The 14,813-nt window shown below is 70.3% G+C and carries 16 protein-coding genes and 1 tRNA gene; 14 read left to right on the top strand and 3 right to left on the bottom strand.

Features of this window, described 5'->3' with window-relative positions; all coding sequences use genetic code 11:
- Nucleotides 1-3 precede the first annotated feature (3 nt).
- A complete protein-coding gene (locus RHOFW104R8_RS07940) occupies nt 4-792 on the bottom strand; it encodes a DUF899 domain-containing protein (RefSeq protein WP_068094324.1) in 789 nt (262 codons plus the stop codon).
- Nucleotides 793-812: 20 nt separating this feature from the next.
- Nucleotides 813-1,466: a glutathione S-transferase family protein gene (locus RHOFW104R8_RS07935; RefSeq protein WP_068094598.1), complete on the bottom strand. Its 654-nt coding sequence runs from the start codon at nt 1,464-1,466 to the stop codon at nt 813-815.
- Between the two features lie 150 nt (nt 1,467-1,616).
- On the opposite strand from RHOFW104R8_RS07935, the gene RHOFW104R8_RS07930 reads away from it, so the two are divergent.
- From RHOFW104R8_RS07930 to RHOFW104R8_RS07910, 5 genes are all read left to right on the top strand, one after another.
- Nucleotides 1,617-2,837: a DNA-binding protein gene (locus RHOFW104R8_RS07930; RefSeq protein ID WP_068094322.1), complete on the top strand. Its 1,221-nt coding sequence runs from the start codon at nt 1,617-1,619 to the stop codon at nt 2,835-2,837.
- 9 nt (nt 2,838-2,846) lie between these two features.
- A complete protein-coding gene (locus RHOFW104R8_RS07925) occupies nt 2,847-3,518 on the top strand; it encodes a PQQ-binding-like beta-propeller repeat protein (RefSeq protein ID WP_068094320.1) in 672 nt (223 codons plus the stop codon).
- Nucleotides 3,519-3,787: 269 nt separating this feature from the next.
- Nucleotides 3,788-4,423, top strand: coding sequence for a sigma-70 family RNA polymerase sigma factor (locus RHOFW104R8_RS07920; protein WP_068094594.1), 636 nt, complete (start codon nt 3,788-3,790; stop codon nt 4,421-4,423).
- Nucleotides 4,420-5,085: a ChrR family anti-sigma-E factor gene (locus RHOFW104R8_RS07915; protein WP_068094318.1), complete on the top strand. Its 666-nt coding sequence runs from the start codon at nt 4,420-4,422 to the stop codon at nt 5,083-5,085. The genes RHOFW104R8_RS07920 and RHOFW104R8_RS07915 overlap by 4 nt, the downstream gene beginning before the upstream one ends.
- 31 nt (nt 5,086-5,116) lie before the next feature.
- Complete coding sequence (locus tag RHOFW104R8_RS07910) at nt 5,117-6,529, top strand: deoxyribodipyrimidine photo-lyase (RefSeq protein WP_068094317.1); 1,413 nt, start codon at nt 5,117-5,119, stop codon at nt 6,527-6,529.
- 9 nt (nt 6,530-6,538) lie between these two features.
- Here RHOFW104R8_RS07910 and RHOFW104R8_RS07905 read toward each other — a convergent pair whose 3' ends face one another.
- Entirely contained in the window at nt 6,539-7,027 is a 489-nt protein-coding gene (locus RHOFW104R8_RS07905) for a TspO/MBR family protein (RefSeq protein WP_068094316.1), read from the bottom strand.
- Between the two features lie 276 nt (nt 7,028-7,303).
- Between RHOFW104R8_RS07905 and RHOFW104R8_RS07900 the strand changes: the two genes are divergently transcribed.
- From RHOFW104R8_RS07900 to RHOFW104R8_RS07860, 9 genes are all read left to right on the top strand, one after another.
- A complete protein-coding gene (locus RHOFW104R8_RS07900; RefSeq protein ID WP_068094592.1) occupies nt 7,304-8,203 on the top strand; it encodes an acyl-CoA desaturase in 900 nt (299 codons plus the stop codon).
- A 4-nt stretch (nt 8,204-8,207) separates the two neighbouring features.
- Nucleotides 8,208-9,506 (top strand): NAD(P)/FAD-dependent oxidoreductase, encoded by a 1,299-nt coding sequence (locus RHOFW104R8_RS07895; protein WP_068094315.1) that lies wholly within the window; start codon nt 8,208-8,210, stop codon nt 9,504-9,506.
- Complete coding sequence (locus RHOFW104R8_RS07890) at nt 9,503-10,303, top strand: DUF1365 domain-containing protein (RefSeq protein ID WP_068094314.1); 801 nt, start codon at nt 9,503-9,505, stop codon at nt 10,301-10,303. Before RHOFW104R8_RS07895 ends, RHOFW104R8_RS07890 begins: the two co-directional genes overlap by 4 nt.
- Nucleotides 10,304-10,323: 20 nt before the next feature.
- Nucleotides 10,324-11,619, top strand: a complete 1,296-nt coding sequence (locus RHOFW104R8_RS07885) for a cyclopropane-fatty-acyl-phospholipid synthase family protein (RefSeq protein ID WP_068094312.1) — start codon at nt 10,324-10,326, stop codon at nt 11,617-11,619.
- A complete protein-coding gene (locus tag RHOFW104R8_RS07880; protein WP_068094310.1) occupies nt 11,616-12,176 on the top strand; it encodes a DUF2878 domain-containing protein in 561 nt (186 codons plus the stop codon). The genes RHOFW104R8_RS07885 and RHOFW104R8_RS07880 overlap by 4 nt, the downstream gene beginning before the upstream one ends.
- On the top strand, nt 12,173-12,955 hold the full coding sequence (locus RHOFW104R8_RS07875; RefSeq protein ID WP_068094307.1) for a DUF1295 domain-containing protein: 783 nt from the start codon (nt 12,173-12,175) through the stop codon (nt 12,953-12,955). The genes RHOFW104R8_RS07880 and RHOFW104R8_RS07875 overlap by 4 nt, the downstream gene beginning before the upstream one ends.
- On the top strand, nt 12,952-14,034 hold the full coding sequence (locus RHOFW104R8_RS07870; protein WP_068094304.1) for a cyclopropane-fatty-acyl-phospholipid synthase family protein: 1,083 nt from the start codon (nt 12,952-12,954) through the stop codon (nt 14,032-14,034). Before RHOFW104R8_RS07875 ends, RHOFW104R8_RS07870 begins: the two co-directional genes overlap by 4 nt.
- A 35-nt stretch (nt 14,035-14,069) precedes the next feature.
- Nucleotides 14,070-14,606, top strand: coding sequence for a lipocalin family protein (locus RHOFW104R8_RS07865; RefSeq protein WP_068094302.1), 537 nt, complete (start codon nt 14,070-14,072; stop codon nt 14,604-14,606).
- 113 nt (nt 14,607-14,719) lie between these two features.
- A tRNA-Ile gene (locus tag RHOFW104R8_RS07860) sits at nt 14,720-14,795 on the top strand.
- Nucleotides 14,796-14,813: the final 18 nt, after the last annotated feature.

Raw genomic sequence — 14,813 nt, 5'->3', positions numbered from 1 at the left:
CGCTCAGGCGCAGCAGGACTCGCTCGCGCCTTGCGCCGGCGCGGCGTACTCGTCGTGGCGGCGCCACCAGATGCCGTCGTCCTCGTTGCGGCCCAGCGGCGCGCGATCCAGCCACTGGTACGCGCCCCACAGGCCGTCCAGCCCGCGCGCGTAGGTGGAATAGGTGTGGTAGGCCACGCCGTCCTCGAGCACGAACGCGCTCATGCCGGGCAGCTCGCGCAGGAAGGTCCGCCCGTCGACGCCGCACATCGCCGCGAAGGTGTCCGGCGCGTCCGTCGTCGAGCGCGAGATGGGCGGCGTCTGCTGGAAGTTGTACTCGTAGCCTTCGCTTTGCTGCTGCTCGGTGAAGCCGACGCCGTAATCGGCGTTGAAGTCGCTGCCGGACGACGACGCCCAGGGGAAGGTCCAGCCCATGCGCTGCTTGTACGCCTGCAATTTCGCCAGCGGCGCCCGCGACACCGCCGTCAGCATCACGTCGTGGTGGGCCAGGTGCACGGCGAAGCCGTTGAAGCCGTCCGCGATCATCGAGCAGGACGGGCAGCCCGCCATGTAGTCGGGTCCGAACATGAAGTGGTAGACGAGCAGCTGCGAGCGGCCCTGGAACAACTGCTCCAGCGTGGCGGCGCCCGCGTCGGTGTCGAAGCGGTACGCCTTGTCGACGCGCACCCACGGCAGCTGCCGGCGCCGGCGCGCGAGTTCGTCGCTGCGCCGGGTCAGTGCCTTTTCCTCGGCCAGCAGCTCCAGTCGCGCGGCCAGCCATGCTTCACATGTGGTGATGGGGTGATGGTTCATCGCTGTTCTCCGGTCCGGACTCAGGCCGCGACCGGCGCGTGGCGCGCGTAGCCGGCCGCCTGGTTGCGCAACGCCGCCTGGAACGCCGGCCGCGCCTCGCAACGCTTCACGTAGGCGTCGAGCAGCGGGAATCCGGCCACCAGATCTGTGTGCCGCACGAACCGCAGCACGGTCGCCATCAGCAGATCGGCCCCGGTGAAACGGTCGAGCAGGTACTCGCGCCCGTCGAGGCAGTCCGACAGCGCGGCCAGCCGGGCCTTCGCCTCGTCGACCGCCCCGGGCCGCCGCAGCCCTGCCCATGCCTCGTCGCCGTGCAGCTGGTCGAGCACGAACAGGTTCCACAGCGCCGGTTCGACGGTATTGAGCGCGGCGAACATCCAGGTGAGCGTCTCGGCGCGCCGGCCGGCCGGCATCAGCGCTTCGCTCTGCTCGGCGATGGCGTGGACGATGGCGCCCGACTCGGTGAAGGTGCCGTCGGCGGAATCCAGCACGGGCACCATGCCGAAAGGATGCTTGCGCCGGAAGGCTTCGGACTTGCGCTCCTCGGCATCGATCCAGCGGCTCTCGTAAGCGAGCCCCGCCTCCTCCAGCGCCCAGCGCACGCGCAGGTCGCGCACCAGCCCCTGGGCGAAAGGCGGCACCCAGCTGAAACCCCATACGGCGATCTTTTCCATGTCGTTGCTCCTCGTGTTGGTGTCATGCCGGCGCCGCTCGCGGCGGCGCATTGGTCGGCGGTCGTGGGCTAGACTGCGGCCGGGCCATCGAGGGGTGGGAGTGACAAGTGTGGCGGGATTCGCAAGGCTCGCCGGAATGAGTCCGCGCCGATGGACTCGCTGATCACCGCCGCGGCCCGCGCGCTGGCGGCGGGCGACCCGTTCGGCGCGCTGCAGCGGGTCGCGCTGCGCGACGACGCGCCGGCGTTGGCGTTGCGCGGCATCGCGATGGCGCAGCTCGGCGACTACGTGCGCGCCAAGGCGTTGCTGCGCCGTGCCACGCGCGCGTTCGGCCCGCACGAGGCGATGGCCCGCGCGCGCTGCGTGGTGGCCGCGGCCGAGGTCGCGCTCGCCTCGCGCGACCTCGCCTGGCCGGCGAAGGCGCTCGACGCCGCGCGGGCCACGCTGGAAGCGCACGGCGACCGCGCGAACGCCGCGCACGCGCGCTGCCTCGACATCCGGCGCCTGTTGCTGATCGGCCGCCTCGACGAGGCCGGGCGCGCCCTCGCCGGGCTCGATCCCGCGCCGTGGCCGCCTGCGCTGGCGGCCACCCATGCGCTGCTGGAGGCGGGCATCGCGCTGCATCGCCTGCGCACGCTGGAGGCCCGCGCCGCGCTGGCCCGGGCCGACCGCGCCGCGCGCCAGGCCGGCATCCCGGCGCTGGCGGCGGAGGTGGCCGACATCGCGCGCACGCTGGAGGCGCCGGCGGCGCGCCTGCTCGCGCGCGGCGGCGAGCGGTCGTTGCGGCTGGACGAGGTCGAGGCCTTGCTGGCGTCGAGCACGCTGGTGGTCGACGCCTGCCGCCATGCGGTGCGCACGGCTGCCGCGGTGGTGCCGCTGGCGCGGCGGCCGGTGCTGTTCGCGCTGGCCCGCGCGCTGGGCGAGGCGTGGCCCGACGACGTGGCCCGGCACATGCTGATCGCGCGGGCCTTCCGCACCCGCTACGCCGACGACACGCACCGCGCGCGCCTGCGCGTGGAGATCGGCCGACTGCGCGCGGCGCTCGCGCCGCTGGCCGAGGTGCGTGCCACGCCGCACGGCTTCGTGCTAGTGCCGCCCGCCGCGCGCGAGGTGGTGGTGCTGGCGCGACCGGTGGAGGAGGCGCACGCGGCGGTGCTGGCCCTGCTTGCCGACGGCGAGGCCTGGTCGAGTTCGGCACTGGCGCTGGCGCTCGGCGCCAGCCAGCGCAGCGTGCAGCGCGCGCTCGACGCGCTGGCCGCCGTCGGCAAGGTACAACCGCTCGGACGCGGACGGGCGCGCCGCTGGAGCACGCCGCCGCTGCCGGGATTCGCGACGGTGTTGTTACTCCCCACCCCGCTGCCGGGCGACTAGGATGCGCGCATGAAACGATCGAACGCCGACATCGTCCGCGAGTACGGCCCCTTCCCGGGCATCGACAAGGTGGGTGGAGTGAGCTACGACGGCCACCACGTCTGGCTTGCCACCGGCGACCGGCTGTGCGCACTGGATCCGGCGAGCGGGACGACACAGCGCGCGCTCGAGGTCGCCGCCCACGCCGGCACGGCGTTCGACGGCCGCCACCTGTACCAGATCGCCGAGGACCGCATCCTGAAGATCGACCCGGAAAGCGGCCGCGTGCTCGCCACCATCCCGGCGCCCGGCGGCGGCGGCGATTCGGGGCTGGCGTGGGCCGAAGGCATGCTGTGGGTGGGCGAGTACCGCGCGCGCAAAATCCACCAGGTCGACCCCGCGACCGGCGCGGTCCTGCGCAGCATCGAATCCAACCGCTTCGTCACCGGCGTCACCTGGGCCGGGCGGGAACTCTGGCACGGCACCTGGGAAAACGACGAAAGCGAATTGCGGCGCATCGACCCCCGCACCGGGGCCGTGCAGGAAAGCCTGCGGATGCTGCCCGACATCGTCGTGTCGGGACTCGAGTCCGACGGCGCCGACCGTTTCTTCTGCGGCGGCGGCAACAGCGGCAAGCTGCGCGCCGTGCGCCGCCCCCGCCGCACGACCGCCGAGGCACCCGCCGGGGCCGCGGGCAAGTAGGTGAGCAGCGTCGGCGCGCATCCGCGCGTGATGGAACTCCGGCGCGGCCTGGGCGCCCCGTTCGAGCCGTACCGCTCGAACGCGAATGGCACGGCGGCGACGCGCTGGTGGCGTGCTTCCCGATGAGGCCGTTGCTGCACCGCGCGGTCAATCACGGCATGCGGCATCGGCCCGGTGCATCCGATTTCCCTCGCTCGCCGTATGCCATCGGCATCAAGCATGCAAAACGGCCGGATCGTCCGGCGGTCGTCGCAGGCGGGAAGTTGCGTATGATGGATTCCGACCAAGCCGTTGCCGAGGTAGCGCCTTTCCGGGCGAAACGAGTCGTGGCCCCTCCCGTGAGCAACGCCGCCCCCGATGCGCAGTACTGGTCGACCCAGATGTCGGCCGTGTCGGCGCAGCGCGACCGCGCCAGCTTCATGCGCATCTACGATCATTTCTCGCCGCGGCTGCAGCGCTATCTGCGCAACCTGGGGGTAGCCGAGCCGCTCGCGGACGAACTGGTGCAGGAGGCGCTGCTGACGCTGTGGCGCAAGGCCGGCCTGTTCGATCCGGCGCGGGCCAGCCTCGCCACCTGGCTGTACCGCGTGGCGCGCAACCTGTACATCGACCAGGTGCGGCGCGAGCCGCACTGGCTGCCGATCCAGGAGGGGCTGGATCGGCTGGATCATGCCGAGTCCGACCGGCGCGACTCGGCGCCCGAATCGTTGATCGACCAGGACGCCCTGAAGCAGGCGATCGACCGACTCCCCGCCGTGCAGGCCAAGCTGGTGCGCATGTGTTACCTCGAAAGCAAGAGCCACAGCGAAATCGCACGCGAGCTGGATATGCCGCTGGGCTCGGTCAAATCCTCGCTGCGGCGCGCTTTCGCGAAGCTGCAGGGCAGCATGGGAGGCGCGCGATGAAACCGAGCCACCATCTCGACGACGCCACCCTGCTCAGCTATTCCGCCGGCGCGCTGCCGACGGCGCTGGCGGTGGTCGCTTCCACCCACCTGGAGCGCTGCGCAGCATGCCGGGTGCGCCTGCTCGACGCCGATCGGATCGGTGGCGTGCTGATGCAGCAGCAACGCATCGACGCGCCGACCGACGATGCGCGCGCCGCCATGCTGGCGTTGCTGGACGCCGAACCGGCGAGCGAACCGGCGGCAGCACCGGCCGACCTCGTGGAGGAGGAAGCCGACCCGGACCGGCTGCCCGGCGCGCTGCAGCCGTGGTTCGGCCACTCCGTGCGCGCGCTGCGCTGGAAACGCGTGGCGCCCGGCGTTCAGCGCATTCGCGCCAGCGGCATCGCCGGCGGCGACCTGATGCTGCTGCGCATCGCGCCCGGCAGCAAGTTGCCGCTGCACAGCCATGGCGGCAATGAGTTGACCGTGATCCTGGACGGCGCCTACGACGACATGCTCGGCCACTTCGGCCCCGGCGACGTGGCCGACCTGGACGGCCGGACGCAGCACCAGCCGGTGACTTCGCCGGGCGTGCCGTGCATCTGCGTGGCCGCGACCGATGCGCCGCTGAAGTTCTCCGGCTGGGTCGCCCGCACGCTGCAGCCGCTGCTCGGTTTCTGAACGCAGTGCTTTCTCGACGGAGCGCGAGCCGATGAGCACGGCGCTGGTGCTGTTCCGGCGCGACCTGCGCGTGGCCGACAACCCGGCACTCGACACCGCGTGCGCCGCGCACGCGCGGGTGCTGCCGGTATTCATCCACGCACCCGGCGACGACGGCGAGTGGGCGGCCGGCGCCGCCAGCCGCTGGTGGCTGCACCACTCGCTGGCCGCGCTCGAGCGGGAGCTGCGCGCGAATGGAGCTGGCCTGCACCTGGGCCGTGGCGACCCGCTTGAAGTACTGCGCGAACTGGTCCGCCGCAGCGGCGCCGACGCGGTGTACTGGAACCGGCTGTACGAACCGGCCGCGATCGCGCGCGACACGCGGGTCAAGAGCGCGCTGCGGGCCGAGGGCATCGCGGTGCACAGCCACAACGCCACGCTGTGGCGCGAACCCTGGCAGACCGCCACCCGGCAGGGTGACCCGTACAAGGTGTTCACGCCGTACTGGCGCAACCTGCGCCCGCTACTGCAGGTGACGGAGCCGCTGCCCGCAGCGCGCGTTCCGGGCTGGCACGAGCTGCCTGGCGGCTTGCCGCTGGCCGCGCTCGAACTGCTGCCGCGCATCGCCTGGGCCGGCGGGCTGGCCGAAAGCTGGCGACCCGGCGCCGCGGGCGCGCGCGAGTTGCTGGAGCTCTTCGCCGACGACGCTATCGGCGACTACGCGCACGCACGCGACCTGCCCGCACGCCACGGCACCTCGCGGCTGTCGCCGCACCTGCACTTCGGCGAGATCTCGCCGCAGCAGATCCATTTCGAACTCGATCGCCGCGCCCGTGCCACCGATGCGAAGCGCCGCCCCGATCTCGAACCCTACCTGCGCGAACTCGGCTGGCGCGAATTCGCCCACCACCTGCTCTGGCACTTTCCGCACACAGCCGCCGGCAACTTCAATCCGCGCTTCGACGATTTCCCGTGGGCGCCCGCGGACCACGCGCTGCTCGAACGCTGGCGGCGCGGCCGCACCGGCATCCCGCTGGTCGACGCCGGCATGCGCGAGCTGTGGCACACCGGCTGGATGCACAACCGCGTGCGCATGATCGTGGGCAGCTTCCTGACCAAGAACCTGCGCCAGCACTGGCGGCACGGCGCGCGCTGGTTCTGGGACACCCTGGTCGATGCCGACCTGGCCAGCAACACGCTGGGCTGGCAATGGGTGGCCGGCTGCGGTGCGGACGCCGCGCCTTACTTCCGCGTGTTCAATCCGGTGACGCAAGCAAGAAAATTCGACCCGAGCGGTGACTACCTGCGCCGCTGGTTGCCTGAACTGGCCAGTGCGCCCTTGCCCTTGCTGCACGAACCGTGGACCGACACCGCCTTGCTCAAGCGCAGCGGTTATCCGGTGCCGATGATCGACCTGGGCCAGTCACGCCAGCAGGCGCTGGACGCCTATGCGTCCATCCGCTAAGCAGCAGTATCAGCCCAGCGTCGACGGGTTGAGATGCCACACCGCGTAGTTCAGCGCCATGGCGAAGCCGACCCAGCCCAGGTACGGCAGAAGCAGCGCGCCAGCCAGTGGCCGCACGCGCCAGAAGCCGATCGCGGTGGCGACGATCAGCAGCCACAGCAGCACGATGTCGGCGAAGGCCAGCGCACCGCGGTGCCAGCCGAAGAACAGCCAGCTCCACAGCGCATTGGCCATCAGCTGGATCACGAACAGCGCGAGCACGCCATGCTGCCGGCGCCAACCGCCGTTGCGCCAGACCAGCCAGGCGGCCATGCCCATCAGCACGTACAGCACCGACCACACCGGGCCGAACACCGACGCGGGCGGCGCCCACGATGGCTGCGCCAATCGCCGGTAGAAAGTGGCGGCCTGCACCGAGGCCATCGCACCGGTCGCGGCGGCGGCGAAGCTGAGCAACAGCCAGCCGATCACTCCAACGATCTGTTTCATGCCCGACATGCGTCTCTCCCGGCGTGTGTCATCACATACGAGTTGCGCGGTCTTCCGGATCCGCTTCTTCACACAGGCCGTGGCGAAGCGGCGTGAAGTGCGTCCGCTTCACCGCCCATGCATCCGCTACGCGGCTTCCGCCGTATCTGTCATTGATACCGCTGACAGGCACCTTTCATGGCCACTCCCCGACCGCCCCGGATTGCGCTGCCCCGCCGAGTCGAAGCCTCGACCGGCGGCGCGACACATCAGGCCAGCCCGAAGCCCGCCTGGCTGCTGCGCACGCTGCGCCGCTGGTTCGATACCAGCGCGGTGGTGGAGGTGGACGAGGCGCGCGAGGACCGCATCGACTGGCTGCGTGCCGTGCCGTTCGTGGCGATGCACCTGGCCTGCCTCGGCGTGGCCTGGGTGGGCGTGTCGCCGATTGCGCTGCTCGTGGCGGCGGCGCTGTATGCGCTGCGCATGTTCGCGCTGACCGGGTTTTACCACCGCTATTTCTCGCATCGCAGCTTCCAGACTTCGCGCACGGTGCAGTTCGTGTTCGCCACGATCGGTGCCTCCTGCGTGCAGCGCGGGCCGCTGTGGTGGGCCGCGCACCACCGCCAGCACCACCGCCACGCCGACACCGCGAACGACCCGCATTCGCCGGGCGTGCACGGTTTCCTGTGGAGCCACGTCGGCTGGTTCCTCACGCCGCGCAACTTCCGCACCGACCTGTCGCGGGTACCGGATCTGGCCGGGTATCCGGAACTGCGCTGGCTGGATCGCTATGACATTGCAGTGCCGGTGCTGCTGGCACTGGCGCTGTATGGCCTGGGCGTACTGCTGCAGGATATCGCGCCGCAGCTTGGCACCAGCGGCGGACAGATGCTGGTGTGGGGCTTCTTCGTCTCGACCATCGTGCTGTTCCACGCCACCGTAACGATCAACTCGCTGGCGCACCGCCTCGGCAGGCGCCGCTTCGAGACGAAGGACGACAGCCGCAACAACCTGTGGCTGGCCCTGCTCACCTTCGGCGAAGGCTGGCACAACAACCATCATTTCTTTCCCGGCTCCAGCCGCCAGGGCTTCCGCTGGTGGGAAGTGGACCTGACCTGGTACGGGCTCAAGCTGATGGCGGCGCTTGGCCTGGTGCGCGGCCTGAAGCCGGTGCCGGCCTGGGTGCTGGCCAGGGCGAGGTACTGAAGCCATGCGCATCGCCGTGGTCGGATCGGGCATCGCGGGGCTGGCCTCGGCGTGGCTGCTGTCGCGCCAGCACGAGGTCACCCTGTTCGAGGCGAACAGCTATTTCGGCGGGCACACCCACACCCACGCGGTGGAGCAGGCCGGCCGGCGCTACCGCATCGACAGCGGCTTCATCGTGCACAACCCGGCGCACTACCCGCTGCTGACGCAGATGTTCGCGCAGCTCGGCGTGGCCTCGCAGCCGACCACGATGAGCTTCTCGGTGCACAGCGAGGCGAGCGGGCTGGAGTACAACGCGGCCACGCTGGACACGTTGTTCTGCCAGCGCCGCAACCTGCTGTCGCCGCGCTTCCTGGGCATGGTGCGCGACCTGGCCCGCTTCTATCGCGAGGCCCCGGCGCTGCTGTCGCAGCGTGATGACGCGACCACGCTGGGCGCCTACCTGGATCAGCACCGCTACGGCGCGGCGTTCCGCGACGAGCACCTGGTCCCGATGGCGTCGGCGCTGTGGTCGTCGCCGCCCACGCAGATCCTGCAGTTTCCGGCGCGCTACCTGGTGCAGTTCATGGCCAACCACCAGATGCTGCAGCTCAGCGACCGTCCGCAGTGGCGCGTGGTGAAGGACGGCTCGTCGACCTACGTGGCGGCGCTGCGCGCGCACTGGCCGGTGCGCGAGCGGCTGAACTGCCCGGTGTTCTCCATCCGGCGGCAGCACGACGGGGTGGAGGTGGACAGCGCCGCCGGCACCGAGCGTTTCGAGCAGATCGTGCTGGCCTGCCACAGCGACCAGTCGCTGGCCCTGCTCGCCGATGCGAGCGAGCGCGAGCAATCGATCCTCGGCGCGATCGCCTGGCAGGCCAACGACACCGTGCTGCATACCGACGCCAGCGTGCTGCCGCGCCGGCGCAAGGCGTGGGCGGCGTGGAACGCCTGGCTGCCACGCGATGCCGACGCTGCCTGCACGGTCAGCTACTGCATGAACCTGCTGCAGGGCATCGATTCGCCCGAACCGTTCGTGGTCACGCTCAACCGCACAGCGGCGATCGACCCGGACAAGGTGCTGGCGTGCATGCGCTACCACCACCCGGTCTACACCCGCGCATCGGTACAGGCGCAGGCGCGCAAGGCGGAAATCCAGGGCGCTCGCCGCACCTGGTTCGCCGGCGCCTGGTGGGGCTGGGGCTTCCACGAGGACGGCATGCGCAGCGCGGTGGAAGTCGCCGCCGCGCTTGGCGTGCACTGGCCGCTGCGCACCGGGCCGATGCCGGCAACGATGGCGCGCGAAGCGGAGCTGGTGGCGTGACGGCGCAAACCGCCAGCACGAAGTGGCAGCCGCGCAGCGCGGTGTATGAAGGCGTGGTGCGCCATCGCCGCCACGCGCCGCACCCGCACGCGTTCGCCTATCGCATGGCCCAGCTGTATCTGGATCTGGACGAGGTCGAGCAGGTGTTCGCCCGGCGCTGGCTGTGGTCGACCGCGCACGGCAACGTGGCGCAGTTCCGCCGCAGCGACTATCTCGGCCCCGCCGGCGTGCCGCTGGCCGAAGCGGTGCGCCGCCGCGTCGAGCAGGCCACCGGCCAGCGCCCGGCCGGGCCGGTGCGCCTGCTCACCCACCTGCGCTACTTCGGCCTGGTGTTCAACCCGGTCAGCTTCTACTACTGCTACGCCCTGGACGGCGAAACCCTGGTGGCGGTGCTGGCCGAGGTCACCAACACGCCATGGAAGGAGCGCCACGCCTACGTGCTGCCGATCGAGCACGCGCGCATCCACGGTCGCGCGCTGCACTGGACATTCGCCAAGACCTTCCATGTCTCGCCGTTCATGCCGATGGACTGCGCCTACGACTGGCGCTTCACCGTGCCCGGCGACGACCTGCGCGTGCACATGAACGTGCTGCGCGACGGTGCACGCACGTTCGACGCCACGCTGAACCTCACGCGCCGGCCGCTCGGCGGCGCGTCGCTGGCGCGCGTGCTGTGGCGTTACCCGTTGATGACCGCGCAGGTGGTCGGCGCCATCCACTGGCAGGCGCTGCGGCTGTGGCTGAAGCGCAACCCGGTGCACGACCACCCTTCGCTGCATTCCCGTGATTCCGAGTGAAGACATCCCCGAGACCCGACATGAACGACATCGCCACCACCCTTGCAGGTGAAAACGCGCCCTTCGGCGCCATCGACCGCTTCCTGCGCCAGCAACTGCTCCGCCGGCTGCGCGGCCTGCGGCACGGCCGGCTGCTGCTCATGGACGCCTGCGGCACGGTCGAGCTGGGCGACCCGGCCGGTGCGCATCCGGATCTTTCGATCCAGCTGCGGGTGCTGGACCCCGAGTTCTACCGCGCGGTGACGCGCAACGGCAGCGTCGGCGCCGGCGAGTCGTACATGGACGGCCACTGGCGCTGCGACGATCCGGTGGGGCTGATCCAGCTGCTGCTGCGCAACCGCGACCTGCTCGACGGGATGGAAAGCGGGCTGGCCCGCCTCGGCGGCATGGCGATGCGCGCCTGGCACACGCTGCGCCGGAACACCCGCGACGGCAGCCGGCGCAACATCGCGGCGCACTACGACCTCGGCAACGACTTCTTCGGCCTGTTCCTGTCGAGCGACCTGATGTATTCGTCCGCGCTCTGGACCGATCCGGCCGACACGCTGGAGACCGCTTCGGCGCGCAAGCTGGAGCGGATCTGCCGCAAGCTGGACCTGAAGCCGACCGACCGGGTGATCGAGATCGGCACCGGCTGGGGCGGCTTCGCGCTGTACGCGGCCACGCATTACGGTTGCCATGTCACCACCACCACCATCTCGCGCGAGCAACATGCGCTGGCCAGCGCCCGCGTCGCGGCTGCGGGCCTGGGTGATCGCGTCACCCTGCTGCTGCGGGACTACCGCGACCTCGACGGCCACTACGACAAGCTGGTCTCGATCGAGATGGTCGAGGCGATCGGCGCGGCCTACCTGGACGTCTATTTCGAAAAGCTCGGCCGCCTGCTGAAACCGGATGGCCTGGCCCTGCTGCAGGCGATCACCATCGAGGATCACCGCTACGCGCAGGCCGTGAAATCGGTCGACTTCATCAAGCGCCACGTGTTTCCCGGCAGCTTCATCCCGTCGATCAACGCGCTGCTGGCGGCGAAGACCCGCGCCAGCGACCTGGCGCTGACCCGGCTGGACGACTTCGGCAGCTCCTACGCGCTGACCCTGAAAGCCTGGCGCGAACGCTTCATGGCGAAGCTGCCGCAGGTACGTGCGCTGGGCTTCGACGAGCGCTTCATCCGGATGTGGGAGTTCTACCTGGCGTATTGCGAAGGTGGCTTCCGCGAGCGCTCGATCGGCGTGGCGCAGCTGCTGCTGGCCAAGCCCGGCCATCGCCGCGCCGCCGTGCTGCCCGGGCTGGCCGCTGGCGTGGAGATGCCGGCATGAGCTTCTGGCCCAGCCTGATCGGCTACCAGGCAGTGTGGTTTGCCGCGGTGATCGGTGCCGGCCACGGCATGGCCTGGCCGGGCGTGCTCGGCATGCTGGTCTACGCAGTGGCCCAGTTGGCCCTGGCGCGGAATATCCGCGTCGATCTCAGCCTGATCGCGGCCGCAACGGTGCTCGGTGTCCTGCTCGACGGCGGGATGATCCGCTATGGCTTGGTCAGCTATGCCAGCGGCTGGCCGAATCCGCGACTGGCCCCGGCGTGGATCCTGGCGCTGTGGATCACCTTCGCGCTGACCTTCAGCCAGTCGCTGCGCCACCTGCAGAATCACTTGTGGCTGGCGGCGCTGCTGGGACTGGCCGGCGGCCCGCTGGCCTATCTGGGCGCCGCGCGCGGCTGGCAGGTGGTGAGCTTCGCCGAGCCGGCCTGGCGCGGCCTGCTGGTGCTTGCCGCCGGCTGGGCGCTGGCGACCCCCGCGCTGGCCTGGCTGGCGAGGCGCGTCTCGACGTCGTCGCGCACGACCGCTTCGTCCCGGCCGGCACGAGGACAGGCCGCATGAATGCCTGCTGGCAACTGCTGATCGTGTGGACGCTCGCGGCGGCCATGATGAGCCTGGGCTGGCGCTGGCAGCGCACCCACGCCAATGCGGGCATCGTCGACGCGCTGTGGGCCGCCGGCGTGGGCGGCAGTGCCGTGCTGCTGGCGATCACCGGCAGCGGCGCGCCGTGGACGCGGCTGCTGCTGGCCGTTCTCGGCGGCCTGTGGGGCGGCCGTCTGGCCGTCCATTTGTGGCGACGGGTGCGCGGCGAGCCGGAGGACGGCCGCTACCGGAACCTGCGCGCGCACTGGCACGGCAGCCAGTGGAGGTTCTTCGCCTTCTTCCAGTTCCAGGCCGTGCTGGTCGTGTTGTTCGCGCTGCCGTTCGTGGCGGTGTCGCGCAACCCGGAAGCTTCCGGCCTGTGGCTGCTCGTCGCCGCGGCGATCTGGCTGCTCGGCGTGATCGGCGAGTCGATCGCCGACGCGCAGCTGGCACGCTTTCGCAGCGACCCGGCCAACCGGGGCCGTACCTGCCGTGCGGGCCTGTGGCGCTGGTCGCGCCACCCGAACTACTTCTTCGAGTGGCTGCACTGGTTCGCCTACGTCGGCCTCGCCATCGGTTCGCCGATCGCCTGGCTGGCCTGGTCCGGTCCGCTGCTGATGTACGTGTTCCTGCGCTGGATCAGCGGCGTGCCGTACACCGAGGCGCAGGCCTTGCGCAGTCGCGGCGAGGACTACCGCGAATACCAGCGCACCACCCCGATGCTGATTCCCTGGTTTCCCAGGAGGAACGACCGATGAATACCGCCGCCCCCGCCATCACCGAACTGCCGGGCGAGCGCCCGGCGCCGGGCCTGCTGGGCATGGCCGAACGTGGCCATATCCCCGATGCCCTGCTGCGCCGGGGCATCCGCCGGCTGTGCGCGCAGCGCCTGCGCGAAGAGCAGGCCGGCGGCCTCGACGCCCAGGCCGCACGCTACTCCGAACGCATCGCGATGCTGCGGCACAGCCCGGTGGCGATCCATGCCGACAAGGCCAACGCGCAACACTACGAACTGCCGCCGGCGTTCTTCGAGCTGTGCCTGGGCAAGCGGCTGAAATATTCCGGCTGCCACTACCCGCGCGGCGACGAGTCGCTGGACGAAGCCGAGGAGGCCATGCTGGCGCTATATAGCGAACGCGCCGAACTGGCCGATGGGCAGAGGATCCTGGAGCTGGGTTGCGGCTGGGGTTCGCTGACCCTGTGGATGGCCGAGCGCTATCCGAATGCGCGGATCAGGGCCGTCTCCAATTCCAACCAGCAGCGGGAATACATCGAGGCACAGTGCCGCAGCCGCGGGCTGTTCAACGTGCGCGTGACGACCTGCGACGTGAACCGGCTGGAACTGGAAGCAGCCCAGTTCGACCGCTGCGTGTCGATCGAGATGTTCGAGCACATGCGCAACTACGAGACCCTACTGCAGCGTATCGCCGGCTGGCTGCGGCCCGGCGGCAAGCTGTTCGTGCACATCTTCGCGCACAAGACCGCGATGTACCCGTTCGAGACCGCGGGCGACGACAACTGGATGGGCCGGCATTTCTTCACCGGCGGGCTGATGCCGGCATCGGACACCTTGCTGTGGTTCCAGTCCGCGCTGCACCTCGAACAGCGCTGGCACGTCGACGGCACGCACTACCAGCGCACCGCCAACCACTGGCTGGCCAACCAGGATGCCCACCGCGAGCAGGTGATGAACGTACTCGCCGAAGCCTATGGACGGCAGGCGGCGCCGCTGTGGTTCCAGCGCTGGCGCATGTTCTGGATGTCCTGCGCCGAACTGTTCGGCTACGCCGACGGCCAGGAGTGGCTGGTGGCGCACTACCGCTTCGCGCGGCCGTGACTGCGCGCCCCTCACCACCTTCGCCCGGAGCGACCATGAAACTTTCGAAGACCCTGCTGATGGCCTGCGCCGTGCTGCTGAACGCCAGCGCCTGCGCCAGCGAACTGCCGCCGATCACCCCGGTGGCCCACGTCGACCTGCCCCGCTTCATGGGCAACTGGTACGTGATCGCCAGCATCCCCACCCGCTTCGAGAAAAACGCCTACGACGCGCTGGAGGTCTACGCGCTCAAGCCCAATGGCGACGTCGCCACTTCGTTCCATTTCCGCGAAGGCAGCTTCGACGGCGAGAAGAAGGACATCCACTCCACCGGCATCGTCAAGCCCGGCAGCGGCAATGCGGTGTGGGGCGTGCAGGTGTTCTGGCCGCTGAAGGCGCAGTACATCGTGGCCTACCTCAAGGACGACTACAGCCAGGTCATCGTGGCCCGCGACGCGCGCGACTACACCTGGGTGATGGCGCGCACGCCGACCATTCCGCAGGCCGACTACGACGCGCTGCTGGCCCGGGTGCAGGCGCTGGGCTACCCCATGGACAAGATCCGCAAGGTGCCGCAGCAAGCCCGGCAATGACCGAACAACCCGCCGCGCCCGCCAGGGAGCCCCGCCGACGCGGGGCTTCTTCGTTCCGGCGAAGGTCCGATCTCGTGGGCGCGCCGCGCCCTACGGTAAACTCCCACGCTCGCGGGCCTATAGCTCAATGGTTAAAGCAGGGGACTCATAATCCCTTGGTTCCAGGTTCGAGTCCTGGTGGGCCCACCATCCTGCGCGCGTGGCGCC

Origin of the sequence: Rhodanobacter sp. FW104-R8, from assembly GCF_001617365.1 — a bacterium.
Classification (GTDB): domain Bacteria; phylum Pseudomonadota; class Gammaproteobacteria; order Xanthomonadales; family Rhodanobacteraceae; genus Rhodanobacter.
Note: the sequence above shows the minus strand (reverse complement) of the source record. Positions and strands in the feature narration are given on the sequence as shown.